At 46.6% G+C, this 24,892-nt stretch carries 16 protein-coding genes; 11 read left to right on the top strand and 5 right to left on the bottom strand.

Annotated elements, in window-relative coordinates; translation table 11 throughout:
- The first annotated feature begins 3 nt into the window (after window positions 1-3).
- The 4 genes from GV030_RS08395 to GV030_RS08380 all read left to right on the top strand — a co-directional run bounded on the left by GV030_RS08395 (window position 4) and on the right by GV030_RS08380 (window position 3,383).
- Entirely contained in the window at window positions 4-1,131 is a 1,128-nt protein-coding gene (locus GV030_RS08395) for an endo-1,4-beta-xylanase (RefSeq protein ID WP_159581698.1), read from the top strand.
- A gap of 560 nt (window positions 1,132-1,691) precedes the next feature.
- On the top strand, window positions 1,692-2,252 hold the full coding sequence (locus GV030_RS08390) for a hypothetical protein (protein ID WP_159581696.1): 561 nt from the start codon (window positions 1,692-1,694) through the stop codon (window positions 2,250-2,252).
- 114 nt (window positions 2,253-2,366) lie between these two features.
- Complete coding sequence (locus GV030_RS08385) at window positions 2,367-2,858, top strand: hypothetical protein (protein ID WP_159581694.1); 492 nt, start codon at window positions 2,367-2,369, stop codon at window positions 2,856-2,858.
- Between the two features lie 75 nt (window positions 2,859-2,933).
- Window positions 2,934-3,383 carry a YhcH/YjgK/YiaL family protein gene (locus GV030_RS08380; protein ID WP_159581692.1) on the top strand — a complete coding sequence of 150 codons (450 nt, stop codon included), beginning with the start codon at window positions 2,934-2,936 and terminating at the stop codon, window positions 3,381-3,383.
- A gap of 26 nt (window positions 3,384-3,409) precedes the next feature.
- On the opposite strand, the gene GV030_RS08375 is transcribed toward GV030_RS08380, so the two are convergent.
- The 5 genes from GV030_RS08375 to GV030_RS08355 form a co-directional block, all read right to left on the bottom strand.
- Window positions 3,410-6,037: a glycoside hydrolase family 3 C-terminal domain-containing protein gene (locus GV030_RS08375; RefSeq protein ID WP_159581690.1), complete on the bottom strand. Its 2,628-nt coding sequence runs from the start codon at window positions 6,035-6,037 to the stop codon at window positions 3,410-3,412.
- 29 nt (window positions 6,038-6,066) lie between these two features.
- Window positions 6,067-8,001 (bottom strand): sialate O-acetylesterase, encoded by a 1,935-nt coding sequence (locus tag GV030_RS08370; protein ID WP_159581688.1) that lies wholly within the window; start codon window positions 7,999-8,001, stop codon window positions 6,067-6,069.
- Between the two features lie 10 nt (window positions 8,002-8,011).
- Complete coding sequence (locus GV030_RS08365) at window positions 8,012-9,268, bottom strand: polysaccharide deacetylase family protein (protein ID WP_159581686.1); 1,257 nt, start codon at window positions 9,266-9,268, stop codon at window positions 8,012-8,014.
- Window positions 9,269-9,282: 14 nt separating this feature from the next.
- The gene (locus GV030_RS08360; RefSeq protein ID WP_159581683.1) at window positions 9,283-11,772 is read right to left on the bottom strand and encodes a glycoside hydrolase family 9 protein; all 2,490 of its coding nucleotides are present in this window, start codon (window positions 11,770-11,772) and stop codon (window positions 9,283-9,285) included.
- Window positions 11,773-12,101: 329 nt separating this feature from the next.
- Window positions 12,102-13,154 carry a LacI family DNA-binding transcriptional regulator gene (locus tag GV030_RS08355; RefSeq protein ID WP_159581681.1) on the bottom strand — a complete coding sequence of 351 codons (1,053 nt, stop codon included), beginning with the start codon at window positions 13,152-13,154 and terminating at the stop codon, window positions 12,102-12,104.
- Window positions 13,155-13,556: 402 nt separating this feature from the next.
- On the opposite strand from GV030_RS08355, the gene GV030_RS08350 reads away from it, so the two are divergent.
- The 7 genes from GV030_RS08350 (at window position 13,557) to GV030_RS08320 (ending at window position 24,889) form a co-directional block, all read left to right on the top strand.
- The gene (locus tag GV030_RS08350) at window positions 13,557-14,369 is read left to right on the top strand and encodes an SDR family oxidoreductase (protein WP_159581679.1); all 813 of its coding nucleotides are present in this window, start codon (window positions 13,557-13,559) and stop codon (window positions 14,367-14,369) included.
- Between the two features lie 321 nt (window positions 14,370-14,690).
- Window positions 14,691-16,106, top strand: a complete 1,416-nt coding sequence (gene xylE, locus GV030_RS08345; RefSeq protein WP_159581677.1) for a D-xylose transporter XylE — start codon at window positions 14,691-14,693, stop codon at window positions 16,104-16,106.
- 251 nt (window positions 16,107-16,357) lie between these two features.
- Window positions 16,358-16,984, top strand: coding sequence for an RNA polymerase sigma factor (locus GV030_RS08340; protein WP_159581675.1), 627 nt, complete (start codon window positions 16,358-16,360; stop codon window positions 16,982-16,984).
- A 156-nt stretch (window positions 16,985-17,140) separates the two neighbouring features.
- Window positions 17,141-18,124: a FecR family protein gene (locus GV030_RS08335; protein WP_159581673.1), complete on the top strand. Its 984-nt coding sequence runs from the start codon at window positions 17,141-17,143 to the stop codon at window positions 18,122-18,124.
- A gap of 87 nt (window positions 18,125-18,211) precedes the next feature.
- Window positions 18,212-21,526: a TonB-dependent receptor gene (locus tag GV030_RS08330; RefSeq protein WP_255465247.1), complete on the top strand. Its 3,315-nt coding sequence runs from the start codon at window positions 18,212-18,214 to the stop codon at window positions 21,524-21,526.
- Between the two features lie 18 nt (window positions 21,527-21,544).
- Complete coding sequence (locus GV030_RS08325; protein WP_159581671.1) at window positions 21,545-23,074, top strand: RagB/SusD family nutrient uptake outer membrane protein; 1,530 nt, start codon at window positions 21,545-21,547, stop codon at window positions 23,072-23,074.
- A gap of 96 nt (window positions 23,075-23,170) precedes the next feature.
- Complete coding sequence (locus GV030_RS08320; protein WP_159581669.1) at window positions 23,171-24,889, top strand: sugar-binding protein; 1,719 nt, start codon at window positions 23,171-23,173, stop codon at window positions 24,887-24,889.
- Window positions 24,890-24,892: the final 3 nt, after the last annotated feature.

Genomic DNA, 24,892 nt, shown 5'->3' with positions numbered 1-24,892 from the left:
AGAATGAAGGATTTAAAATTTTTGATTATTTCCGGGGTGTTTTTTACCCTGACGATGTCCTGTGCTCAGACTGAGAAAAAGGTGGGACCGACTTTGCGTACCGCCTATGCGGACGATTTTTATATCGGAGCAGCCCTGGGCTGGGGACAAATCCTGGAGAAAGATTCTGCCGAATCTACACTTATCAGGAATGAGTTTAGTAGCCTCACTCCAGAGAATGCTATGAAGTGGATGTATGTGCACCCGAAGCCTGATACTTTCAACTTCGAGTATACGGATAAGTTAGTGGCGATGGCAGATAGAAATGATCAGTTCATGGTTGGGCATACGCTTATTTGGCACAATCAAACACCGGAATGGGTTTTTCGGGACGAAGACAATGATCTTATCGACAGCACGGCACTCTTTGGTCGGATGAAAGATCACATCAATGCCATTATGGGCCGCTATCAGGGCAAGATTGGAGGCTATGATGTGGTGAATGAGGCGCTCAATGATGATGGTACTTTTCGAGAGTCCTTGTTTTACCAAATCGGAGGAGTGGATTTCATATACAAGGCCTTTGAGTATGCAGCCATGGCTGATCCTGAGGCCGAACTTTATTACAATGATTATAGCATGAACAGGACAGAGAAGTGTGATGGTGCCGTGCAACTAGCTAAAGCGATTAAAGCTAAGGGCTTGCGGATAGATGGTATAGGGATGCAGGGTCATTGGGGATTAGACAGGCCAACTTTAGAGGAAATCGAGACCAGTATTTTGAAAATTGGGAATGCAGGACTAAAGGTGATGATCACCGAACTCGACATAACAGTGTTACCCAACCCACGAAATGTAGAAGGCGCCGATCTATCAGCCAGCTTTGAAAATAATGCAGAGGCAAACCCATACAAAAATGGCTTGCCTGATTCTGTGCAGATGGCTTTGGCTCAGAGATATGCGGACCTTTTCGAGCTGTTTCATAAGCATCAAGACATCATCACGAGGGTTACTTTGTGGGGAGTGCACGATGGGCAATCCTGGAAAAACAACTGGCCTGCGCGTGGTAGAACAGACTATCCGCTGTTGTTCGATAGATCTTTGGCTCCCAAACCAGCCCATCAAGCGGTGCTCGGAGTGGTCGGGAAGTAACTTCCTGAATTCTTTCCCCTGCTGAGATATATCGCAGCTACGCAGCTCATTCGGCTGGGAATAATATCTAAGAACATTCCGCTCCTATGGAGCTGATTGATCTGGATTCAAAGGTGTTTTCTGCCCACATCAGACACCAGCGGTGTCTGATGTGGGCAGCGCGAATCCAAGAACACATGGTAGCTCCGTAGGAGCGACACCTTCCCTTCTTGTGCGGCAGGAAACTGAACAATGCCAGCAAGGTGGGATCGTGGGAATATTTCCTGCCCTTGGAGGAGACATGTCAGGAGCATATCGCAGCTACGCAGCTCATTCGGCTAGGAATAATATCTAAGAACATACCGCTCCTATGGAGCTGATTGATCTGGATTCACAAGGTATTTTCTGTGGATTAGACACCAGCGGTGTCTGATGTGAATAGCGCGAACCCAAAAGTACATTGTTAGCTCCGTAGGAGCGACACCCCTTATTGCACAACCTGCGGGGTGGGTTGTGAATGAAGAGTGTGCCTTTATGTTTAGATTTGATGTAAATAGATGGTGTACAAAGTCTCTTCATTCATGAAAAATACAATCGTCATTTCAATGCTCACCCTAATAGTGGGATTTATTTCCTGTGATCAGTCATCTAAGGAAAGTGCTGCGCAGCAGCAAGCATCCGTTCCTGTTGAGGAGGTTGTTCTCAAGGATTCTGTAACCTTCTATTCTGAGGATCAACAGGATGCCTTCCTTCAGGCCAAACTAGTTTTGGCCCTTAAAGAAAATGACTCGGTCATGGTGGCTTCTGAGGTGTTGTCCAGAAGCAATGAAGGAGCTCCGTCTCTGGTCATTCTCAGGACAGGCCCGGGAGATGTAGAGCTTCATGAGCAGTGGGATGATGTGGCCATTATTCGCTCAGGTAGTGGTGTGTTGATCACCGGAGACTCCATCGTTGGCGATCAGCGGGTACGTGGAGCTGCACCCATCAGAGACTGGCTTGGCGGGGTGATCCAAAATCCTTCGAAGCGCAGCCTGCTGCCAGGAGATTTTGTGATGATACCAGCCATGGTGCCACATCAGTATATTCCTACTCCAGGCGATTCACTTACCTATTGGACCATCAAGGTAAGGAGAGAGGAGTAGTGAAGGTATTTTATCGAATTATAGAAATGCCTGCCTGAAGATCATTTGCTGGCGATTTAACTTTTCTGTTGAATCCCGTGTCTTATTTACACGCCATTAAAAAAACTATGAGCGATGACCAGATTACTCTTACATTTCATGATTTTGCTTGTGGCCATGGGGTCATGTGAAGAGGACCAGGACGAACAGCAAGCCTATTTTGAATACTTTGGTGTCAACCACGCCTGGGGCTTTCAGTACAGCCACTGGATCATAGACGGTGCCGGCAATGTACGGGTGAGTTCCTATGCCGATTCTGTAGTATGGCTGTCTGGAGGGTTGGATCCTCACATCTCCAAGTTTGATAGTGTGATCTTTCAGGTTTCGAAAACCGAGCTGGACAGTCAGATTGCCAAAATATGGCCTGCGTCTAAAGGTCCCGTGGAGACCATTGAGCAACACCGCAATGATTTTGGGGCTTACGGATTTAATGCCTTTTACCAGGACAAAATCATCCCTTTGTCATTGCGAAGCGATACCGAGGATAAAACCAATAACAGCACGGAAGCAGCTCAGCTGATCCTTTGGTTGCAGGACTTGCAGGAGAAGCTCCCCAAGGGTAATTAGTATCAACTAAAGGATGTCAATAGCGACTTGTCTTTTAGGTCCGAATGCCGTTAATTCGCTCTCAAAGTATTAGATATGATAATTGATCAATTAGCAAACTGCGAGCGCTATTACGCATTGGGTGAGCGATTCCAAAAGGGGTTTGAGCACCTTCTTTCGACAGACTTTAGTCAGGTGGCTCCAGGCAAGTATGAGCTGGATGGCGATCGCCTGAAAGTAGCTGTGCAGGAATATGAAAGCAAGCAGGAAGCCGACTGTAAGATAGAAGCGCATCAGCGCTACGCAGATATACAGTTTATTTATGCGGGTGAAGAAATGATGGGGATTGACACCCTGCGCGACCAGCAGCCGACTGTGCCGTACAATAGCGAAAAGGATGTCTATTTTTTTGGCAAGTATGACTACAAAATAAAGGTGACTGCCGGTATGTTCACGGTCTTTTTTCCACAAGACATTCACATGCCAGGTCTCAGCTTGGGCGTGGCGTCCAATGTGAAAAAAGTGGTGGTGAAGGTTCTTCTTTAAACAAGTACCCCTGTTCTGCCCGCGTTTTACTGCAGATTGATGGTTTTTGATAAGATATTGGAGGTTTGCAGGGTTACTCCCGGCTGCCCGCCACCCACGGAGAGTTGATACTCCCCGGGCAACACCACCTTTTGATTTTGATCATCGATCACCCGAAAGGCTGCTGGCGGAAGGACGAATCGGATAAACTTAGACTCTCCCGGCTCCAGACTCACCCGCTCGAAACCCTGCAGTGAATGCGCCGGAGTAGGTAATTGGGTGCTCAAATTTGACAGATAAACCTGAACCACTTCTTCTCCCGCAACTTTACCTGTGTTAGTTACTTTCACCAGCACGCTGACGGCCTGGTCGGTGGTATTTCCTTCACTCACGGTAAGGTCTCCATATTCAAAAGAAGTATAGCTCAGTCCATACCCAAACGGGTAAAGGGGATCTCCTTGGAAATATCTGTAGGTATGGCCGGCCATATTGTAATCTTCAAAGGGAGGCAGATCATCAGCTGATTTGTAAAAGGTGACAGGGAGTCTTCCTGCCGGGTTGTAGTCTCCGAATAGAATATCAGCGATCGCAGTACCCGCTGATTGGCCCGGATACCAGGCTTCCAGAATGGCGGGTATGTTTTCATTTTCCCAGTTGATGGCCAGTGCACTGCCGTTTAAAAGAATCAGAACCGTGGGCTTGCCCAGTTTCTCAATGGACCTGATCAAATCCTTCTGAGTCTGTGGAAGCTCAAGCGTGGTACGGTCACCACCCCTGAATCCTTCGATTTGGATGTCCATTTCTTCGCCCTCCATTCTGGGGGTTAGTCCCATACACAAAATCACCACTTCGGCATATTGTGCTGCTTTCAGGGCTTCCGCTTTCAGGTTGGGTTTTGGTGCGGCCCATACAAGTTGGACAGTGGCATCTGCATAAGAGTCTCCGGCTTCCAGCTTCAAATCATAGGATTGTTCGGCCTCCAGCCAAATCTGGTCTGATTTTCTCAAACGGGGGTCACCGTATTCATCACGAAAGTGGTAAGAGGTTTTTGCCACCAGGCTGTCGTTGAGGTAAAGCTGAGTATTCATAGTGCCTATGAATCCAAGCTGGTAGAACCCTGAAACGGACGGAGAAAGCTGCCCTTCCCAACGTACTCCGAAGTTGTCATCATCCATGTCTTCACGTGGGGCGCGATCATTCCAGTTGGCATCCAGCATGTCCCATGACTCACTGTAGAGGGGATCCCCTTGCAGGGTGCGGTTGTTATAAAAAGAAGCCTTAAGGCTATTTAAGTTTTCTCCGGGAATGGTGTAGAACATCGGCATGCCCTCTGCAAGTTCACAGCCCTGAGCGAACGTGACACTTGCATTGGGTAGTTTTTGTTGAATTCCAGCCCACGGGGTGACGGGTGCTGACGGTACACCATTATAGTTGCCCAGGAGCATAAGCCATTGATTGGCATTCGGGCCTATGACGGCTACTTTTTTCAAATCCTTGCTGAGGGGGAGGGTTTGCTGTTCATTTTTCAGCAGCACCATAGACTTTCTGGCAGTTTCATCGGCCAGTGCCTGATGTACTTTGCTATCCACCACGGAGTAGGGGATCTGGGCGAAGGGCACATTCTCCTCAGGATCAAACATCCCCAATTTGAAACGGGCCATAAACAGTCGCTTCACTGAAGTGTCAATCGTATTTTCATCAATCAGTCCTTTCTCCACCGCTTGCACCAGGTAAGGAAATATTGCTTCGCCAAGGCCGCAATTGAGATCACAACCGGTTTTGACAGCCAGAGCGGCAGCTTCCTCAGGCGTGGCCACCAGCTGATGATGCTTAAAGATGTCTTCAATAGCCCCGCAGTCTGAAACAATGTAGCCATCAAAACCTATTTCATTTCTTAGAATATCGGTCATGAGTGTGCTGCTACCGCAGCATGCTTCGTCATTGTAGCGGTTGTAGGCGCACATGGCAGAGTAGGCTTTGCCCTGACGAATGGCCATCTCGAATTGAGGTAGATAGGTCTCCCATAGGTCACGATAGTTGGACTGAGCATTGAAGACATGGCGCTCAGGTTCGGGCCCATTGTGTACTGCAAAATGCTTGACGGTTGCCACCGTTTTGAGATAAGTGGGATCGTCGCCCTGCAGCCCACGGACGAATTGTACCGCCATTTTGCCTGTGAGGTAGGGGTCTTCTCCATAGGTTTCCTGCCCGCGGCCCCATCTGGGATCTCTGAAAATGTTGATGTTTGGCGACCAGAGGGTTAGCCCTTGATAGAGGTTTCTCTTACCGCGGCTGACAAAGTTGTGGTGCTTGGCACGTGCCTCATCGGAGATGGCCGTAGCTACTTTCAGCATGTGCCTTTCGTCCCAGGTGGCTCCCAGGCCTATGGCTTGAGGAAATACCGTGGCCAGGCCCGCTCTGGCCACCCCATGCAGTCCTTCGTTCCACCAGTTGTATTCAGGAATCCCAAGGTGCTCAATGGCCGGTGCTTCGTTTACCATTTGGCTTACTTTTTCTTCCAGTGTCATCCTGCTGACCAGATCATCCACTCTGGTTTCCAGGGTTAGCTCGGGATTTTGAAATGGAAATTCGTATGAGGCATGCGGTTGACAGCCCATGCCAATGAGAAGGAGAGAAAGTAAGTACAGTGTATTCGTTGGGCGATTAAAGAACATGTCTATTCAGGTTTTTGTGATAAAAGGGATTATTCCTCCCATTGGTCAGTACGGAAAGGAGAAGCTGGCAGGCCCTCCTGATTGTATAAGTTGGCCTGATCTGGATTGTCTGCCCACGCATAGCGTACGGCCACCGGTTCTTTTATATCAGCACTCCAGACGGTGATTTGATTACCTTTTATTTTGGCTTTTGCCCAAACGAATTTTTGATTCTTCCCCGCAATAGCAAAGCCCTTGAGTTCTTCTCCTTTGATTTTGAGCCCGCTGCCAGTATGTTCAAAAGTGAGAATCATCTTATTTCCTTTGATCTGAAAATCTTTATACACTGGGCCGGAATGGACCAGATCATCTCCATAAGCGAGTTTCGCTGCGGCCAGGGCCAGCCGGTTACCCACATCTTTCTTATTGAGCGGGTGAATATCGTTCCACTCCCCAATGTCGGTAATGACTGCCATGGCAGTATTGGGAACCGATAGAGCCTGTAGCTGGGCTTCGCGCAGCATGGCCCAGTCGCTGGGGCCTGGGGTGGCTTTGGTTTCCATGTAGTTGGCTAGCTGCACAAAAAGGAAAGGAAAATCACCCTGATCCCATTGCGTGCGCCAATCGGCAATCATGGCAGGAAAGAGGGTTCTGTATTCTTTGGCCCGGCTGGCATTGGACTCACCCTGATACCAGATAGCCCCTTTGATGGTGTAATTAAAAAGCGGCGCGAGCATGCCATTGTACAGGCCACCCGGCTTCCACCGAATGAAAGTAGGAGGGCCGAGCAGTTCCATTTCGGCCCCCAATTGGTATTTCCAATCGCCGGTCAGGTCAATGGTCTTATGACCAACAGTGAGGGTGTAGGGCTTATCTGGTACAAATCCACCTTTCCCGCTGCTGTTGATCACCCGCACAGTGAGGATGTTTTTACCAGCCCTGAGTACTCCGGCGGGCACTTCATATCTGCGAGGTGGGTACTGGTAGCTGGTAGTTCCTACGAATACTCCATTGACGAATACCGAATCAGCATCTATGATTCTGCCCATCAGCAGTTTTGCCGGTTGATCCTTCATAGAGGGTGGGAGGTTGATTTCTTTTCTGAACCAGACCACCCCGTTGACAGGGCCTATTGGCTGATCCGCCCAGTATCCTGGTATGGGCATCGATGGCCAGGCATCGGTGTTCAGGTCAGGAGTGTTCCAGGGGGTATTCTTATTGCCGGCATCTTTTTGCAAGAGGGTGCGATACCATGCGCCGATACGCTCATTGTCACTGTTTTGGATTTCATTGATCAGGTCATCGTCTTTGAAGCGCTGAAGCTCATCAAAGTGCTTTGGAAACTCCATGAGCGTTTTTTCACTCATCCATGCTTCCGCCGGAGATCCGCCCAGGCTGGTATTGATGAGGCCTATCGGTACCTGGTACTTCTCAAAAAGGGCACGACCAAAGAAGTAGGCGACAGCAGAAAAACTCATGACGGTTTCAGGGGTGGCTTTCACCCACTCACCCTTCTCAAAGTCGGATTGAGGTTTTTTGAAATCATACCTTGTGGATACATTAAACTGTCGGATCAAAGGATTCTCGGCAGTAGCAATCTCCTTAGCATAGATGGGACTGGCTCTTTGCATGGTGAGTTCCATATTGGACTGGCCCGAGCATATCCACACATCACCAATGAGGATGTCTTCCAGGGTGATTACCTCTGAGCCTGAAATCGTCATTTGGTAGGGGCCTCCCGCTTCCAGTGAGGGGAGCTTTATCTCCCAGGTTCCTTCAGGAGTGGTTTTAGCCAGGTAAGTAACGTCTCTGAAATCAATATTGATGGCTTGATTGGGAGTATCCCATCCCCATATTTTCACATCAGCTCCTCTTTGTAGGATCATCCCATCACTGACTAACCGGGGTAGCCGAAGCTGTCCGGTAGTGCAGAGTGAAAGGAGTAAAAGAAGAGGTAGGAGAAGAGACTTTAATACTTTGCGCATGATCAATGACTTATTGTTTCACGATTTTGAATTGACTGATACTAGAATGATCGTTTACCCGAACCAGATAAGTGCCTGAAGGTAGGCTTTTGCCTACGAAAATGGAATTATTCCCCTCACCGGAGCTGAGTTGCTGGCCGGTTAGGGAATAAATAGAATATTTGAAGGAACCACCAGACTTGATTTGTATGGTGTCGCTGAATGGGTTGGGGTGAAATGCAACCGGAGAGATGTCATTGGGTGTGGCCAGTGCTATTGCCGGCCCACCAGCACTTCCTATTGTGATCACTCCTTGATCTGGTACGGCATCAAATACCACATATGAAATGCCATTTTCCGATTGCACGTCTGATTCAATAGCAGCACCGTCTATATATACGCTGGCGGTGCTCCAATTGACAGGGAGCTTTCGTCTGATAGAAACGGCCTGATTATATAGGGCATCTTCCAGACCATCAGAAATGATGACCTTCAGCGAGTCAGCCGTAATGGCAGACTCTGAAATACTTATTGATTCGCGCTCTTTGATGTATTTGACTACTTCAGCAAATGTACCTATCCAGTAATCATCACTGTTGGCATTCATAAAATCTACATGCTCGCTAAGTACAGAAGAAGCCACTGGTGAGTACCCACCATCATTGTCAACGCCATGGATGAGAAAGACCGCCCATCCCCCTGAGGATTTAGCCAATTCTACTTTTGTTTGAAATGCCGACGTACTGTTGACTTCACCCTGTGAGCCAACGATCATTGAGCTCAATCTATAGTAATCACCAGGCTTCGCAGAGATGATTTGCCCACTGCAAACCCTGCCTGCGATGTAGTATTTCTCAATGGTGGCCAAATCTCCAATGTTACAATTGGGGTAAGCAAGGGTGAGCACTTCCGCACCCTGCACATTGGATCTTATGGTACTTTGTGATTGTTGTAGTTGTGCCTCTTGCTCCTCTGCGCTAATACTCGGGAGGCTGGGATGAGAAATGGTGTGGCTGGCCACTTCGTGACCATTATTCGAAGCTTTCTGCAGGGCAGTCCAATCAGGACCCCAGTTAGTCACCGTATACAGGGTAACCTTGAAACCATATTGGTCAAATAGTGGCAGAGCCACAGGCAACTGATTACTAGTGTTGTCATCAAATGTGTAGCTCACTGCGGAGGTTTTAAAACCATGCCATGTGGCCACCTCATAACTTTCATCAATCTGAGCTCCCACTGATAAGCTCATTAATAGTGCTGCAGTCAGTGCTGTGTATTTACTTTTCATTCTTAGTATCGATTCTATTTGTTTAACAAATGGTCGGCAGCATTTGCCAGGTAGAGATATGCGGAAGCCACAGAAACGACGTACTCATTTTCTCCCCAGAGAAAGGGCCAATCTTCCTTGTTTTCAGGAAAATCAGGAGGTAAGATCAGCACTCCGGGGACTACACCCCCGGCTATAAAAGAGTAATCTGCACGGTTGTTTCCATAAGCTACTTTCTTGGATTTGGTGCCTACCCCCGATACCAACGAGATGTCTGAACCGGGGTGATTTCCATAAAGATAGTTGAGGGACTTAAATACATATTCAGACCCGATGATATCAGGGAAGGCCTGATGTAAATCATAAGCGGTGATACCAAAACCCACTACTGCACCCGAACCAGCCCAACCTCCCGTGGTTACCGGAACACCGTATGGATTCTGAGTTTCGATAGAGTCCATCCATATTTTGTACTGAGCTACCCGTTGTGGTATTTTGTTTTTAAGGTCATCATCCAGTAGGTGAAGTACTGCAGCTATTCTGGAGGCATGCTGTCCAAAATTCCTATCGATGGTAGGCCATAGTTCCGAAATCCGTTTGGCATACTGTGGGTCTCGTGTAGTGAGAAGTAATTGGGTGGCTGCTTTAAGCTCTTCATCATCTAATGCTCCACCCGTAGTATTTCCATGGTGAAAAAGATCCGGCTCCTTGGCATGCTCCTCCTTCCAGACACTGATAGCCGTGGTGAGGCACTCATCTGCCAGCGCATCATTATATCCTTTCAGTGCCCTACTGGCGGCAGCCAGGGCGGCTATTGAGCGGTAGTTGAGCGGAGTGGTGCGGCTGGTAAATGCCCATCTGTCATCAAATGTGCCACTTCTGAAACCGTCAGTCTTAAAACTGTCCAGCTGGGGTGTATAGATAAGGTTGTCTGTTTTGGTCACGCCATCACCCAGGTGTGTATATTGAGAAAGATGGGCGGCCACTATCCCGTGAATGGCATGTCCTACAGCCCGGTGTTGCGCAATTAATGCCAGGGTTCCATGCTCTATTTGCTGCAGTAAATCTGCTTTCCCGTCAGGTTTGTGAATGTCTACGTACTGTAGGGTTTGATCTATAGAGGTCTGGTCACGATCCAAACCGAATGCCTCCCAGGTATTGACAAGGTTTTGTACAACATAGCACTGGGTCTGAGTACGAATGTCAAAATCCCCGGCATCATACCATCCGCCAATGTCCAACCCCGGAATGTGCTCACTTGGTTGGTATGGAGTGTCTGTAGTAGGCCCCTGGGCATAGAGGTCAAAGTGCACCCAGTCCACAGGTGCTTGAAGAGCATCATCCATGTGTGATTTTCCATGCCATACTCTGTAGGCTTCGTTCACAAACATGTGATCCATCTGTACTGGAAAGAAAATATCCAGGGTAGGTTGCCAGGCAGTGCCATATACATCGGCAGAGATTTTGAATGCTTCCGTTCGGGTGTTTCCAGCTTCGATGACATACAGGCCGTTCTCTTTTATTTCGGTGAAGTCAAAAGTTCCGTAATTGTAACGGAGGTAGGCGCCCCACTGAGTGAGTGCTTTTCCGATGACGATTTCTTCACTGCCATCTCCTGCTATTTTGATGAGCTTGGCTGATGAGGTGGACTGGTCATTTCTATCCAGTTCGACTACTGCCTTTTTTGGCTGATCGGGGTGATACCCTTGTTGTGAATGACCAATTACCGGAGATCTGGTCCACCCTGGAATGGTGTTGGCTTCCAATGTCCATTCTAATACTTTCCCTGTTTTAGCTGCTGGTAGGAGCGACCTTACTACAAACCACCCATTCTGCGCTTTATCGCGTCCATCGTAAAGGGCCAGATCGCCCATTCTTGAAGTAATGGCTACCCTGGTTTTTGGATCTTCGGGCGAAAGTACCAGGCTGCTGCCCGTTGCCAGTGGCAAAGGATCGACCACTCCATTTTTGATTTCCATGCTGCTACTCGGGTAGAGAGGGAAGGTGCCACTCTTTTCATCCATGAGGTATCCTTTTTCAAAATAGGCGGGAGGGATAAACTCCAGGTTGAATCCGGCTTTGCCAATCAGTTCCTCGGGAACTGGATTTTCAAGGTTGACGCTAATGTTTACAGAAGGGCCTTCCTGACTTACTTTTACACTGTATTCGAAGTTGAACGCCGGATAGTGCAGAAATGCTTCAATTGTCCCATTTTCATGATCTACTTTGCGTTCCCTGAACGTTGGGATCGGGTCCCATTGCTCTGGGGTAGGCCCCAGGCGAACATCGCCGTTGGTGGCTGTTCGCACTTCATGGTGAATCAGTTCGATACCACTTTTTTTCTCATCACTGAAGAGCCCATTGTACCAGCTGGTGTAGACAAGTACATTAAGCCCACGACTTTGGAAGTACTCTTGATCGTTCAGTTTGAGGTGGTTGTTTTGCTTTTTGTCACAAGACAGGATCAAAGTGGCAAAGGCCAGAAAGATTGTGATGTGCAACTTTATATTGCTATTTTTTTTCATATCAATTAGGTTGGTACTTGTAGCTTGGATTACTGTTGTTGGCAAGGGCTATCAGGATGGGGCATGGAAAGACAGACCAATGCTGCCAGAGAATATGTGCATTGAAAGGACCTTGTTTCAAAGGTAATTGTTGGTTTCCTGCCATTCGTAAGTGTGAATTTCTTTGTGGCATAAGGGAAGATTCATGCTGGCCCTCACGCTAGTCAATCGATTGATTTTTTAAATATATAAAATAAGTTGATAAAGGTTTGTATGTGTAGGTGAAACATAAATATCATCAAGCAACCGATTGATTTTTTTGCTTGATTTAAGGGAAGATCTCTGTGGAATTAAACGATTGGAGTGGGGTGATACTTTTTCCTTGAAGAAGACTCTCTGATTAAAAGTTCGGTCTCCAGTACGATGGTTTGGGACCTGACGATTTCTTTGTGTTCCTTATACCCGAGTACTTGCATGGCTGCTAATTTGCCCATTTCTATGGCTGGGTGGGTTACTGTGGAGAGCGGGGGGTCTATAATGGTTGTGACCGGATCATTGTTAAACCCGATAACGGCCAGCTCCTGTGGCACCTTGATCCCTGCTTTTCTTGCATATTGGATTACGCTTACAGCCGAGGTATCATTGGCGCAAAAAACGCCATCTGGTCTGTTGGGTAGATTCATCAGGTATTCACTTTCCCTATGACCTTCCTCCGAACTCAGTGCTGGGTTTTCTATGATGTAATCTTCATTGATTTCCATATTGTATTGTTTCAATGCTGCCAGGTAGCCTTCCCTTCGCTCACGGTATACATTTCTGTGCTGGGCACCTCCAATATGGGCAATTCTTTTGCATCCTTCCTGAATCAAGTGTTCCGTAGCTTTGAATCCGGCCAAAAAGTTGTCAATAATCACCTTGTCAGCGTTAAGTTCCTCCGTTACCCTGTCTACAAAAACCAGTGGGATATTCTTCTGCACAAACTGCTGAAAGTGGTCATAGTTGGTAGTTTCCATTGCCAAAGACACCACTAGTCCCTGTATACGGCTGGCAAAAAGCGCCTGAGCGTTGGCTACTTCATGCTCATAATTATCATGTGATTGTGAAATGATTACATTGTAGCCTGCTTTGTTGGCAGCTATTTCTACACCGCTGATCATTGAGGAGATAAAAGGCTTGTTGATCCAGGAGATGATGACTCCAATAGTGGTGGTTTTGTTGCTCCGGAGGCTCGCGGCAATGGTGTTGGGTTGGTAGCCCCGTTCTTGAGCGAGTTTGAGAACGGCTTTTTTAGTCTTTTTTCCGATGCTGTGGTGATCTTTGAGGGCCCGGGATACGGTGGACGGTGACACATTCAGTTCTTTGGCAATGTCATATATGGTTATCTCTTTGTTATTCTTCTTCATCGCGTGGAATTTCCATCCAAAAATATCATAATTTCAAACACCTAAAGATAGCAAAAAAACGGTTGTGGGGATTCATTGTGCTTAATTGTACGATTAAATTACACAACCGATTGCGTAATTCAAAAAAGTATTATACCTTTCGAAAATGATCTTGAAAACCAATATTGGGTCACTTAAAAGGCAATCAATTGTGTTACAGAAGGTGTATTGTTGAGTATTTTAAGTAGACAACTGTTGAGTTCCTATTTTTTTAGGTAAAAAGAGAGCATCTAAACTTTTGTTTATCGAATGAAATATGGAAAGGGTGATATCTTGCGTGTTTCTGCAGGTGTTGAATTTCCAATCTTAAAATATTGGTCTCATGAATAGAACACAATTCTTTAAAATCGTATCAACCAAATAATGAATTTATTTGACTTATCAGGGAAAGTAGTAATAATTACCGGAGGAGCCGGGGTGATCGGGAGTACGCTGGCGAGAAGTCTGGCTGAGGCCAAATGTAAGCTTGTTATTCTAAACCGGGACCAAACCAAAATAGACCAACGTGTAGCGGAACTTAAGAAAATCACCCCGGATGTGATGGGGCGGGTCTGTGATGTGTTGAATGTTAAGGAGTTGGAAGAAACCAATAAGCTCATTCTGGATGAGTTCGGCAGGATTGATATTCTGATCAATGCCGCCGGGGGTAATATTCCCGGAGCAACTCAGTCTCATGATCAGCAGATTTTTGATTTGAAAATTGAGGCCATTGACCAGGCCATGGATCTCAACCTGAAAGGGACTGTTTACCCTTCGTTGGTTTTTGGTAGGTCCATCGCTGAAAACGGGTCAGGAAGTATCATTAATATTTCCTCCATGGCCACCTATTCGGCTATTACCAGAGTGCTTGGATACTCTATTGCTAAGTCTGGAGTAAATACCTTCACAAGGTGGATGGCCTGTGAGCTAGCCAGAAAATATGGGGATAAAGTGCGTGTGAATGCGATAGCTCCCGGATTTTTTATAGGAGATCAGAATAGAGAGCTGTTGCTCAATCCTGATGGGTCATTGACGGACAGAAGCAAAAAGGTCATCAACAAAACGCCCATGGGTAGGTTTGGCGAGATCAGGGAGCTTGCTGGAGCCGTGCAGTTTTTGTGTTCGGATTCTGCCAGTTTTATCACAGGTGTGGTGTTGCCAGTGGATGGTGGGTTCAGTGCCTTTAGTGGTGTCTGAGGATATTCTGTCAAGAAAATTTTAAAGACCCTTCTTCATACTTCTCGAAAAGGGTGGATTAAAACTCCATCCTTTTCTTTTAGTGAGACGGACATGATTGTAAAAGATCTGAATAAGAACGATCAAAGGATTAATATGTCTCTAATATGGGGCTCATTGGTCATTTGGATATGCGCTTAATTGAATGATGGCAGCTTCTTTCCTATGAGCGAGCTATTTTAGAGGGTGTTGGGCATGTGCGCATGTGAGTAGGTGGAAGAAACCAGATCTATGCATTTTTTGATTCCCAGCGAAAGAGTAGAAACCTAACAGAATTTAATAATGACAGAAAGACCTAAAACAAATATCAAGTCGATAGCACTTGTGGCAACCCTCGGAGGGTTGCTCTTTGGCTATGACACAGCTGTGATCTCTGGTACCGTGGGTTCACTGCAGGCTTTTTTTGTGGATCCGCGGGGATTAGATGAGCTCTCGTCCAACTCTCTGCTTGGCTTTGCAGTCTCCAGCGCTTTGATAGGATGTATCATTGGCGGGGCCATAGGCGGACTCATTGCCCACAGACTAGGAAGGAGAGGCGGATTGATGCTGGCCGCCGGATTGTTTGCCATCTCGGCACTGGGCTCTGCCGTTCCTGAGTTAGGTTTCAGGGCTATAGGAGATGGTGACCATACTTTTCTAACCCATTTTGTGGTCTATAGGATCATCGGTGGGCTTGGTGTGGGTATTGCCTCTATGCTTTCACCTATGTACCTGGCCGAGGTGTCTCCGGCTGATAAGCGTGGATTTTTCGTTTCCTGGAATCAGTTTGCCATCATCTTCGGGATGCTGGTGGTTTATTTTGTCAACTACTACATCTCCCTTCAAGGGGACGATCAGTGGCTGGAAAGGATTGGTTGGAGATGGATGTTTGCTTCTGAACTGATTCCTGCTACCTTGTTTATCACCTTTCTTTTCACCATTCCTAAAAGTCCAAGATGGCTGGCCCTGAGGGGAAAGTATGAAGATTCGTTACAGATCCTGAAAAACATCAATGGAGAAAAGATTGCCAACGAGGTTTTTAAAGAAATCAAAGATGCTATAAACCTCAACAAGAGCAGTGCGCTTTGGTCGTTCGGTTTTGTGGTTATTTTCATTGGCTTGCTGTTGTCCATGTTTCAGCAGTTTGTCGGGATCAATGTCGTTCTTTATTATGCACCGGAAATTTTCAAGAATGCAGGCTCCGGCACCAATGCGGCATTGCTCCAGACCATCGTGGTGGGTGCCGTCAATTTGTTATTCACGGTCATTGCCATATTGTTGGTAGATAAGCTCGGCAGAAAGCCACTCCAGATCATAGGAGGTCTGGCGATGGGTGTCAGCATGGTGGGGCTTGGACTTACCTTCTCTATGGATGCCATGGGTGTGGGCTCTTTGGTGTTTATGATGCTTTATGTAGCTGCTTTTGCCATCTCCTGGGGGCCTGTTACTTGGGTATTACTTTCAGAGATTTTCCCCAATACCATCCGAGACAAGGCCATGGCTTTCGCGGTAGCCGCTCAGTGGATTTCCAACTTTGTGGTTTCACAGACTTTCCCGATGATGAATAACAATTCCTGGTTGGTGGAAAAATTCAATCATGGTTTTGCTTACTGGATTTATGGAATCATTGGCTTCATCGCTGCATGGTTTGTATGGAAGTTTGTCCCCGAAACCAAAGGCAAGAGCCTGGAAGAGATTGAGAATTTATGGCATAAGTAAGTCATTAACAGATATTTGAATGAGGGCATGGGTAACGGAGCATCAGCTCCGTTACCCATGCTTTTTTTATGGGCACACCCCAGTGTATCACACTGGGAGCATGTCATTTATCCACCTAAATCAGCTAGGTGTCAGGTGGGGTAATTTTCAAATCAGTGATAAATTTCTAATAATCTTTCTTATTTTTCCGATTGAATTCAAAACAAGTGGATCAAAATCCCGGAGTTTTGAGAGGTTCATAATCAACTCTTTTGACAAAGAAAACGAACATACGGAAGCTTTCTGATGACGATTCATTCAAGGGATGGTTCGAAGAGGTCTATGAAGCCAACTTCGAACGTCTCTTTAGGTATGCGTTTTCGATCACCAAGGGCAAGCAACTCGCCGAGGATGTTGTATCAGAAGTCTTTCTCAACATCTGGAACAAGCGTCCGGATTATTCCAATATACAGGAGTTAGGCTCTTATCTGCACGTCTCCGTAAAGCATTTGGCCATACGCATGGCTTCCAAAGATTTGCGACGTTTCTCTTATTCCAATTATGATGAAACTCTGCAGATCTCAGATGCCGTGGACCCTGAAAACCTCCTCTTAGGCAAGGAATTGGATGAGTTGGTGACTACCATTCTTTCCGATTTGTCGCTGCACAATCGGGTGGTGTATGACCTGGCCAAAAACAAGGGCTACACCAATCAACAGATTGCAGATGAGCTGGGGATCTCCAAACGCACAGTGGAGAGCCACTTGCATTTAGCGCTCCGAAAAATCAAAGAAGGACTACGGGAACACTTTAAGGAATCTGATAAAAACTACCACTTCTTCACAAGCATTGGTTCCTTATCAGCCCTCGTCATTAGCACCCTGTTGGCTCAGCTTTAGTAAAACCCTTTGTTTTAATATTTTTAACAGAATAAGCCTTTCATTATGAAATGTAATAGTGTATTGGGTTATGTGGTGTTTAGATTGTATTTGTTTGCAATCTCGTCAGTATTTCCACGGTGAATTGACTCTTCTAGGTGTAAGGATTAAAATACAATGGAGCACCTTATTTCAAAATATCTAATAAACGATCTCACCCGAGAGGAGGAGGTGAAGCTCAAGTCTTGGCTGGAGGAGGACGCTCTCAATCGCAAAGTGTTTGAGAACATTGTGGCAGATTGGAAATTGTCGGCTGACGAGATTCTCACTTCAAAATCAGCCGTGCTTGATCGCATTGTCAACAGTGCTACGCCCTCTCATGAGTTGCCAAAAGAAAGATCGCTTGGAGCTTTTGACTATCTGATCAGGGTGGCGGCAGTCATGGTTTTGGGAATTGGACTCTATCTTGTGTGGGATGCTACCAACTCGGCTGAAACCAGCCATGTAGCCACGCAGGAGGTTCAGATAGAGAAAGAAGCGGCCAATGGTCAGAAACTGACCTTTGAGCTATCGGATGGCACCATAGTAAAACTGAATTCTGGAAGTATGCTCTCTTATCCTAAGGTCTTCTCTGAGAGCAAACGGGAAGTTACTTTGGTAGGGGAGGCCTTTTTTGATGTGGCAAGGGATGAGTCACGGCCTTTCAAAATCAAATCCGGCGAAGTAAATGTGCAGGTGCTAGGAACTTCGTTCAATGTGCGCTCATATCCAGATGCTGAGCAGATAGAAGTAGCCGTGAAAACTGGTAGCGTCTCGGTAGAAAGTTCGTTTTCTGAATCAGATGTGGTGTTGGTGCCTGACGAAATGGTCGTGTACACCACGGGGAGCAATTTCTTTGACAAAAAGAGGATAGAGGACAGCCAACAGGTTTTCGGCTGGATGGATCAGGCGCTGATTTTTGAAGATCGGGGTATTAAGGATATTATCAAGGAACTTTCCAGGTGGTATGATGTGAAGTTTGAGATTAAGCGCGAACTGGATTACAAAAAGGCTTTTACTGCTCGATATAAAAATCCGACACTGAAAGCCGTTTTGGAGAGCTTATCCTATGCTTATGATTTTGAATATGAAATAGATGGAAAAAAAGTAATTATCAAGTAAACCTAATATATAAAAAAAGAAAGCTGAGAGGACTTTGGGGAAAGGTTCTCAGCTCTCGGAAAAGTTTCTGACTTAAACAAAAACTCTATGCATGCAAAATTACAAAAATTAATCATTCGCATGTCCAAAATTGCGATTTATGCGATTATCATGTGCTATTCGCTCACCATGGCGTTCGCATATGAGACCTCCGCTCAGCGTAAATACCTGAGCGAGATCAGCTTCGAATTGAATTACGAAGGGAAGAGACTCATTGATCTTTTGGAAGAGATCGAAGGTTCCAGTGAGTTTTCCTTTGCGTACTCCAAAAGGGAGTTAAAGGACAAAAGTATTTACCTAACAACAGGTAAGTGGAATATGGATGATCTGCTGAAAGAAATCTCCGTGCAGGCACGGGTTTCACTCAGGCGGATCAATGAGACCATTACCATCAAGAAGGTAAATGAGGCAGAGAAGCTGCCGGTAGTGTCAGAAGTGGTGTATGTCAAACGAGAGATTTCCGGACGGGTTATTGACGAGAATGAAGAAGGATTGCCTGGTGCTACTATTGTAGAAAAAGGCACTACCAATGGTACCATCACTGACATTGACGGACAGTTTAAGATCGAAGTGTCAGAGGAAGCCAGCTTGCTTATCTCATTTGTAGGCTATCATACCCAGGAGGTTACGGTGGGTGATCGTACTAATTTTGACATCACGCTGGAGCCTGATTACACAAGTTTGCAGGAGGTAGTGGTGATCGGTTACGGAGAGCAAAAGAAAGCAGATTTAACAGGGGCAGTGTCCGTAGTTGATACTGAAGAGTTGCAAAAGAGACAAGCTACCACTGTAGCGGAAGCTATGCAGGGACTTGCCACTGGCGTAAATATCAGAGGAGGAGGCCAGCCGGGTAGCGAAGCTCAAATTCAAATTCGTGGGCTGAGTAACTTCAGCAATCAGCCTCCACTGTACGTAATTGACGGGATGATCACCACGGCCAACCGTGACTTCAATCCCAACGATATCGAATCCATTCAGATTCTGAAGGATGCGTCTGCAGCGGCTATTTACGGATCCAGAGCGGCCAATGGTGTGATCATTATTACTACCAAAAAGGGGCGGGAAGGCCCACTTCAGGTCAAGTTTTCGGGAAAAACCGGGGTACAACAGATCCCGAGGTATGAGCTGGCAGATCGTGATGAGTATATCCAACTCAATAATATGGCTTATGACAATGCCGGCGTACCCAGACAGGATCATGATCTGACTAATGATACCGATTGGCAGGATGAAGCCTTTCAGTCAGGGAGAATTCAGGATTATAACTTGTCCTTTTCTGGTGGCGGCCCCAATGGCAACTACCTGATCTCAGGCAACTATTTCGAAAACAAAGGCACGGTTATCAGCACGGGCTTTGAACGAATGAGCTTCAGGGTGAATACGTCAGCGAAAAAAGGAATTTTTAGTGTTGGGGAAAACATCGCTATCACCAATGCTCAAGCAGATGAAATGTCAGGAAATCCAATCTTTGATGTGATCAGATTGATGCCTACTATTCCTGTGTATGATGAAAACAACCCTGGTGGCTATGGCTATGGGAATGAGGCACGTGCTCGTACATTTGGCACCAACCCAGTTGCTATTGCTGAGCTGGAAGACCGCACCAATGCTAATTTCAGGGTGCGCGGCAATGTTTGGTCTGAGTTGCAGTTTTTGCCCTCACTCAAATACCGGGTAAACATGGGTTATGAAAGGAGCAATGATCATTATCAGTTCCTGAGAAAGGAGGGTAATTGGACCCTGAATCAGCCTTATGATCCTTCCATAGCTATTGAGAATAGAGGTGAATCAAGTACGCTTTTGGTGGAAAACACCCTTAATTTCAACAAGGACTTTGGCAAACATCAGGTTGACGTTCTACTGGGGCAGACCTTTCAAAATGACAAATATGCCAGAATGGAAGGGGTAAAGCGCAACCTTCCTCAGAATCCGACCACAGGCCAGTACTATACCGTGTTGGATCAGGGAGATCAGGCAGTAGTTACAGGGTTTAGACAGGAGGCAGTATTGATTTCGTATCTGGGTAGGATCAACTATACCTATGACAATAAATACATTCTGAATGCTGTGTTTAGAAAGGATGGTACTTCCAGACTAAGCAAGGATAACAGATGGTCAAGCTTTCCATCCCTGGCAGCAGCATGGAGAATCAGCGACGAGGCATTTTTCAATAGCAGCCTGATCAGCAACCTGAAGCTAAGAGCAAACTATGGTACGCTGGGGAGTAGCAATATTGGCTACTGGGATTATCAGCAGACCATCAATACTTTTCCGACCATCGCCATGGGACGGGATCAGCACATAGAACCAGGTGGAACAAATATCCGATTGGCCAACAATAATTTGAGATGGGAAACACTGACCCAGAAGAACTTCGGCCTGGATCTTGGCTTGTTGAAAAACAAACTTACCGCTACAGCTGAATATTACATCTCCGAGACCAAGGATGTCCTCACAGAGGCACCAATCACGTTGACCACTGGTAACGATGGGGGCAACCCTGTTGTAAATGCAGCCTCGCTGAAAAATTCAGGATTTGAGCTATCACTGACTTACTCTGAAGCAGAGAAAGCATTCAAATACAACACCACGCTGAATGTTACTACTATCAAAAATGAGGTGCTCAGCCTGGGCTATGGTAGAAATGACATCTACGTAGGCAATACCGTGACAGAAGTGGGACAACCCATCGGGATGTGGTACGTGCTGGAGACAGATGGTCTATTTCAGACCACTCAGGATATAGAGGGACACACGACCGACGGTCAGATCATTCAGCCTGGAGCACAGCCGGGCGATATCCGCTTCGTAGATCACAATGGTGACGGCCAGATTACAAATGACGATAAAGTAGTAATGGGCAACCCATGGGCGGATATAGAGCTTGGTTTCAACTTTAATGCGTCGTACCAAAACTTTGAGTTTTCCATGACATGGTTCAGTTCATTAGGCGCTACCGTCTACAATGGTCCCATGTCTTTGATGGGGCGATTTGATGACAACTCCAACTACCCGGCCGGAATTAAACCCTGGACCCCTGAAAATCCCGATACGGACGTGCCCAGGGCCTATTACGGGACCACCCTCAATTCTAGAGGTGATGCGGATCGATGGTTGGAGAACGGAAATTTTGCGAGGATGAAGTTCATCAGCCTGGCTTATAACCTGCCCAGCGCCTGGGTAGAGCGCATTGGGTTCGAAACAGCGCAGGTATCAATCTCCGGTCAAAACTTGATCACCCTCACCAAGTACAGTGGCCTGGATCCTGAGTTTCGAGGCCCGGGTATCTATGAGCGAGGGTTTGATCTGGGGGCCTTTCCCAATGTGAAAACCTTTTCTATGGGTCTGAATTTTGGATTTTAAATAAAACATCAAAGCGAAATGAAAAATCTTAAATATATATTTCTAGTAGTGGTCGGATTGACACTTTATAGCTGTGATGAGGACCTGTTGGATGTCAAAAATCCAAATACGCTTACCGAGGATCAGTTTTGGGCCTCAGCCGAAGATGCCAGATTGGGTGTCAATGCCATCTACGCCATGCAGTACAAGCCAGGACTTTGGAGCAGGTGGATTTATTTCCGATATGACCTGACCTCAGATATTGGCTATAGCAAGAGTCCCTGGATAGAGCTGGCGGATTGGACACGCTTTCAGTATATCAACTATAACTTCTGGGAAGGACAGGTGCAGACCTGGAGAGATCACTATAAGGCTATCTATCGTTGCAATCAGGTGTTGGCCAATGTGCCGGATATCGATATGGATGAGACCGAGAAGCAATTGATTTTGGCTCAGGCCAAGTTTTTTAGAGGGTTTTACTACTTCAATATTGCCAATTTGTGGGAGGACGCACCCATTGTTTTAGAGCCTTCTAGCCCTGAAGACCTGCCGGAAAAAAGAACTCAGGCGGAGATATGGGAGCAGGTAGTGACCGACATGACCGAAGCGTTGGCCGTGCTGCCGCCTTCCTGGGATGATGCCAATGTAGGGAGACCTACCAAAGGCGCGGCCCAGGCATTTATCGCCAAAACCTATATGCAGCAGCATATGTGGAATGACGCCAAAACTGCTCTTGATTACTTCTTTACAGGGGAGGGCAGCGGGCTGTACTCATTGGTACCAAACTTCAAAGACAACTTTACCCACCTCAATGAGAACAACTCCGAATCCGTATTCGAAATACAGTTTTCGGATGCCAATTTTGGTGGAGGTGATGGAGAAGTTCCCAATGCCAGTATGGGAAATAACCGAGCGCAATTTTTTGCACCCGGGGGCATTGGATGGTCAGATGGTCAGTTAAGACATTGGGTAGTGGATGAGTTTAAGAAAGAACTCGATCAGGATGGCAATTTGGATGAAAGACTGAGACACTCTGCGATATATTCAGAGCTGGAGGCTGATTTCGGAGACAAAACCTATGGTCGCGACTGGCAGTGGGGACCTGATGATGCTTACTTCAGGAAATATCAGCGGGATTATTACCGAGACAATGAGGATTACTTCTCACAGGTAAACCTGAGGCTGATCCGCTATGCAGACATCCTGCTCTTGTATGCTGAAGTACTCAATGAGTTGGGAAATACAGCGCAGGCCTATCAGTATGTAGATGAAGTACGTGCCAGAGCTAATATGCTTCCTTTGGCCACCGCTTATCCAGCCATTGGGGTGGACCAAGACCTTTTCCTTGAGCGGCTAAAAGTGGAGCGCGTACTGGAGCTTTGTGGAGAAAGTACCCGCTGGATGGATCTGAAGCGATGGGGTGATCTTAATACCCAGGCGAGAGTGGATGCTATTGCACTCAGAGATCCCGATTTTAACAATTTCGTAGTGGGTAAGTCTCACCGACTGCCCATTCCACAGGTGGATGTAGAAAACAACCCGAACCTGGATCAGCACGCAGAATATTAATTTTCACTGAATCCTCTCTCATAGAGTAGGGTAGCGCCGAAACGGATCGTTTGCCATGGTCTGTTTCGGTGGCTACCCTGTCTTTGATTTTTCCTTATGCACTATCAATTAAGTACGTTTTTTCTACTTCTACTGGCTTCAGTAGCCTGCAAAAATGATGCACCCATTCCCGAGCTATCGGTGGGTAGTAAGGAGCCTACTCATGGGATTAGATTGGCCTGGGACTATTCCACCCGTCAGCAGCTGTCTCCAGCTGGTTCAGGATACGGTGGTTATGCCCGCATGTCAGTATTGGAGGATAATTCATGGTTTGTCGTCTACGAAAGTGAAGGTCATATACATGGTCGCAAGAGTTGGGATGAGGGCGAAACCTGGAGTGAGGATGTGGTAATAGCTTCACCCGAGGGTGGAGTCCTGGCCACCGTTCCGGAAATCCTCCAGTTGCAAAATAGTACGGTGATGGTATCTTATAACATGCGGCCGGGAGCTCAGGCACCCACTGGGAGCCGGTTTGGAATACGCATCAAGATGAGCCAGGATTTTGGTGTTACCTGGTCGGTCTATACAGAAGTTTATCAGGCAGGCACGGCTTTCGAAAATGGATGCTGGGAACCCGCTCAGATCCAATTTCCAAATGGTGAAATACAGTTGTACATCGCCAATGAGGGGCCTTATACCAATAGTGCCGAGCAGGAAATAACTATGTTTAGCTCCATCGATGATGGGCTGACATGGTCTGACGGAAAGACTATCAGTTTCAGGAGTGGACACCGGGACGGCATGCCTGTACCACTGATCCTGAACGACGGTCGGGTGGTTATGTCTATAGAAGATAATGGTGTTTTGCCCCCTGAATTTAAGCCTGTGATCATCGAAAGTGAAGATGGCAGTTGGGCACAAGCACCTGTTGGCGGGTCGGCCTCAGCGCGAAAATCATTATTTGAGGGTGAAAACAGAATAGCAGGCACCAAATACGCCGGAGCGCCGTATGTCCAACAGCTACCAGGAGGTGAGGTGTTGTTGTCTTATCAAAGCGACGAGTTCAGAGCACGAAACCAATGGGATCAGTCAGACATGGTGGTTGCCATTGGAGATGCGAATACCTGGTCATTTGGCTGTAAGAGCAGGCCATTTTATTTCGAAAACCCGGAAAAAACCTGTCTTTGGAACTCCATTCGGGTGATCAATGATCATGAGGTGATTGCATTGGGCTCTACCAATGCTTTTGGTCCGAATATAGCGGTCTGGATGATCAAAGGAGTGGTGATACCAGCGGTGCTTAAGGTTCCTAAAGCAATTGTGTCATCTGATGAGGATTTCCCAGAAAATTTCCTAGCTGCAGATAGTGTATTCATAGGTGGGAGAGGAGCTACTCAGGCTCGTTTCAGATTCTCCTATGATGAGCAATATCTGTACCTCAGGACCATAGTCAAAGATCAGGAGGTACGTGGTACAGATGGTATTTCTCTGTATCTGGACCCTCAAAATCGATCCTATGAAGCACCGGCGGAGGGTGTTTATGCCTTTCGGTTTTATCACAATGGCGAATTGGAATGGAGTATAGGTGATCATGGGTTATGGAAAACTATCAACGACTCTGAGACAATCATATTTGCTCAAACCACCAGCGAAGGTTATGTCTTGGAAACCAAAATCCCATGGGGTGAACTGGGTGATCTGCCTATCATGGATCAGCGTATTGGCTACCATGTACAGTTGCACGAGCAATCAGCCACCGCCACATATACCGAAAATTTATCCAGTAACAAGCCAGATCAGCCATATACCTGGTCTGCATTGAAATTAACAGAATAAACA

Source organism: Marinoscillum sp. 108, assembly GCF_902506655.1.
Lineage (GTDB): Bacteria > Bacteroidota > Bacteroidia > Cytophagales > Cyclobacteriaceae > Marinoscillum > Marinoscillum luteum.
This window is presented reverse-complemented; position numbering and strand designations above follow the sequence as displayed.

Coding starts and splice junctions, on each gene's coding strand:
- GV030_RS08335 (WP_159581673.1), top strand. CDS start 17,141: ATGGAGCACCTTATTTCAAAATATCTAATAAACGATCTCACCCGAGAG.
- xylE (WP_159581677.1), top strand. CDS start 14,691: ATGACAGAAAGACCTAAAACAAATATCAAGTCGATAGCACTTGTGGCA.
- GV030_RS08355 (WP_159581681.1), bottom strand. CDS start 13,154: ATGAAGAAGAATAACAAAGAGATAACCATATATGACATTGCCAAAGAA.
- GV030_RS08350 (WP_159581679.1), top strand. CDS start 13,557: ATGAATTTATTTGACTTATCAGGGAAAGTAGTAATAATTACCGGAGGA.
- GV030_RS08330 (WP_255465247.1), top strand. CDS start 18,212: ATGCATGCAAAATTACAAAAATTAATCATTCGCATGTCCAAAATTGCG.
- GV030_RS08360 (WP_159581683.1), bottom strand. CDS start 11,772: ATGAAAAAAAATAGCAATATAAAGTTGCACATCACAATCTTTCTGGCC.
- GV030_RS08385 (WP_159581694.1), top strand. CDS start 2,367: ATGACCAGATTACTCTTACATTTCATGATTTTGCTTGTGGCCATGGGG.
- GV030_RS08370 (WP_159581688.1), bottom strand. CDS start 8,001: ATGCGCAAAGTATTAAAGTCTCTTCTCCTACCTCTTCTTTTACTCCTT.
- GV030_RS08390 (WP_159581696.1), top strand. CDS start 1,692: ATGAAAAATACAATCGTCATTTCAATGCTCACCCTAATAGTGGGATTT.
- GV030_RS08375 (WP_159581690.1), bottom strand. CDS start 6,037: ATGTTCTTTAATCGCCCAACGAATACACTGTACTTACTTTCTCTCCTT.
- GV030_RS08395 (WP_159581698.1), top strand. CDS start 4: ATGAAGGATTTAAAATTTTTGATTATTTCCGGGGTGTTTTTTACCCTG.
- GV030_RS08320 (WP_159581669.1), top strand. CDS start 23,171: ATGCACTATCAATTAAGTACGTTTTTTCTACTTCTACTGGCTTCAGTA.
- GV030_RS08380 (WP_159581692.1), top strand. CDS start 2,934: ATGATAATTGATCAATTAGCAAACTGCGAGCGCTATTACGCATTGGGT.
- GV030_RS08325 (WP_159581671.1), top strand. CDS start 21,545: ATGAAAAATCTTAAATATATATTTCTAGTAGTGGTCGGATTGACACTT.
- GV030_RS08365 (WP_159581686.1), bottom strand. CDS start 9,268: ATGAAAAGTAAATACACAGCACTGACTGCAGCACTATTAATGAGCTTA.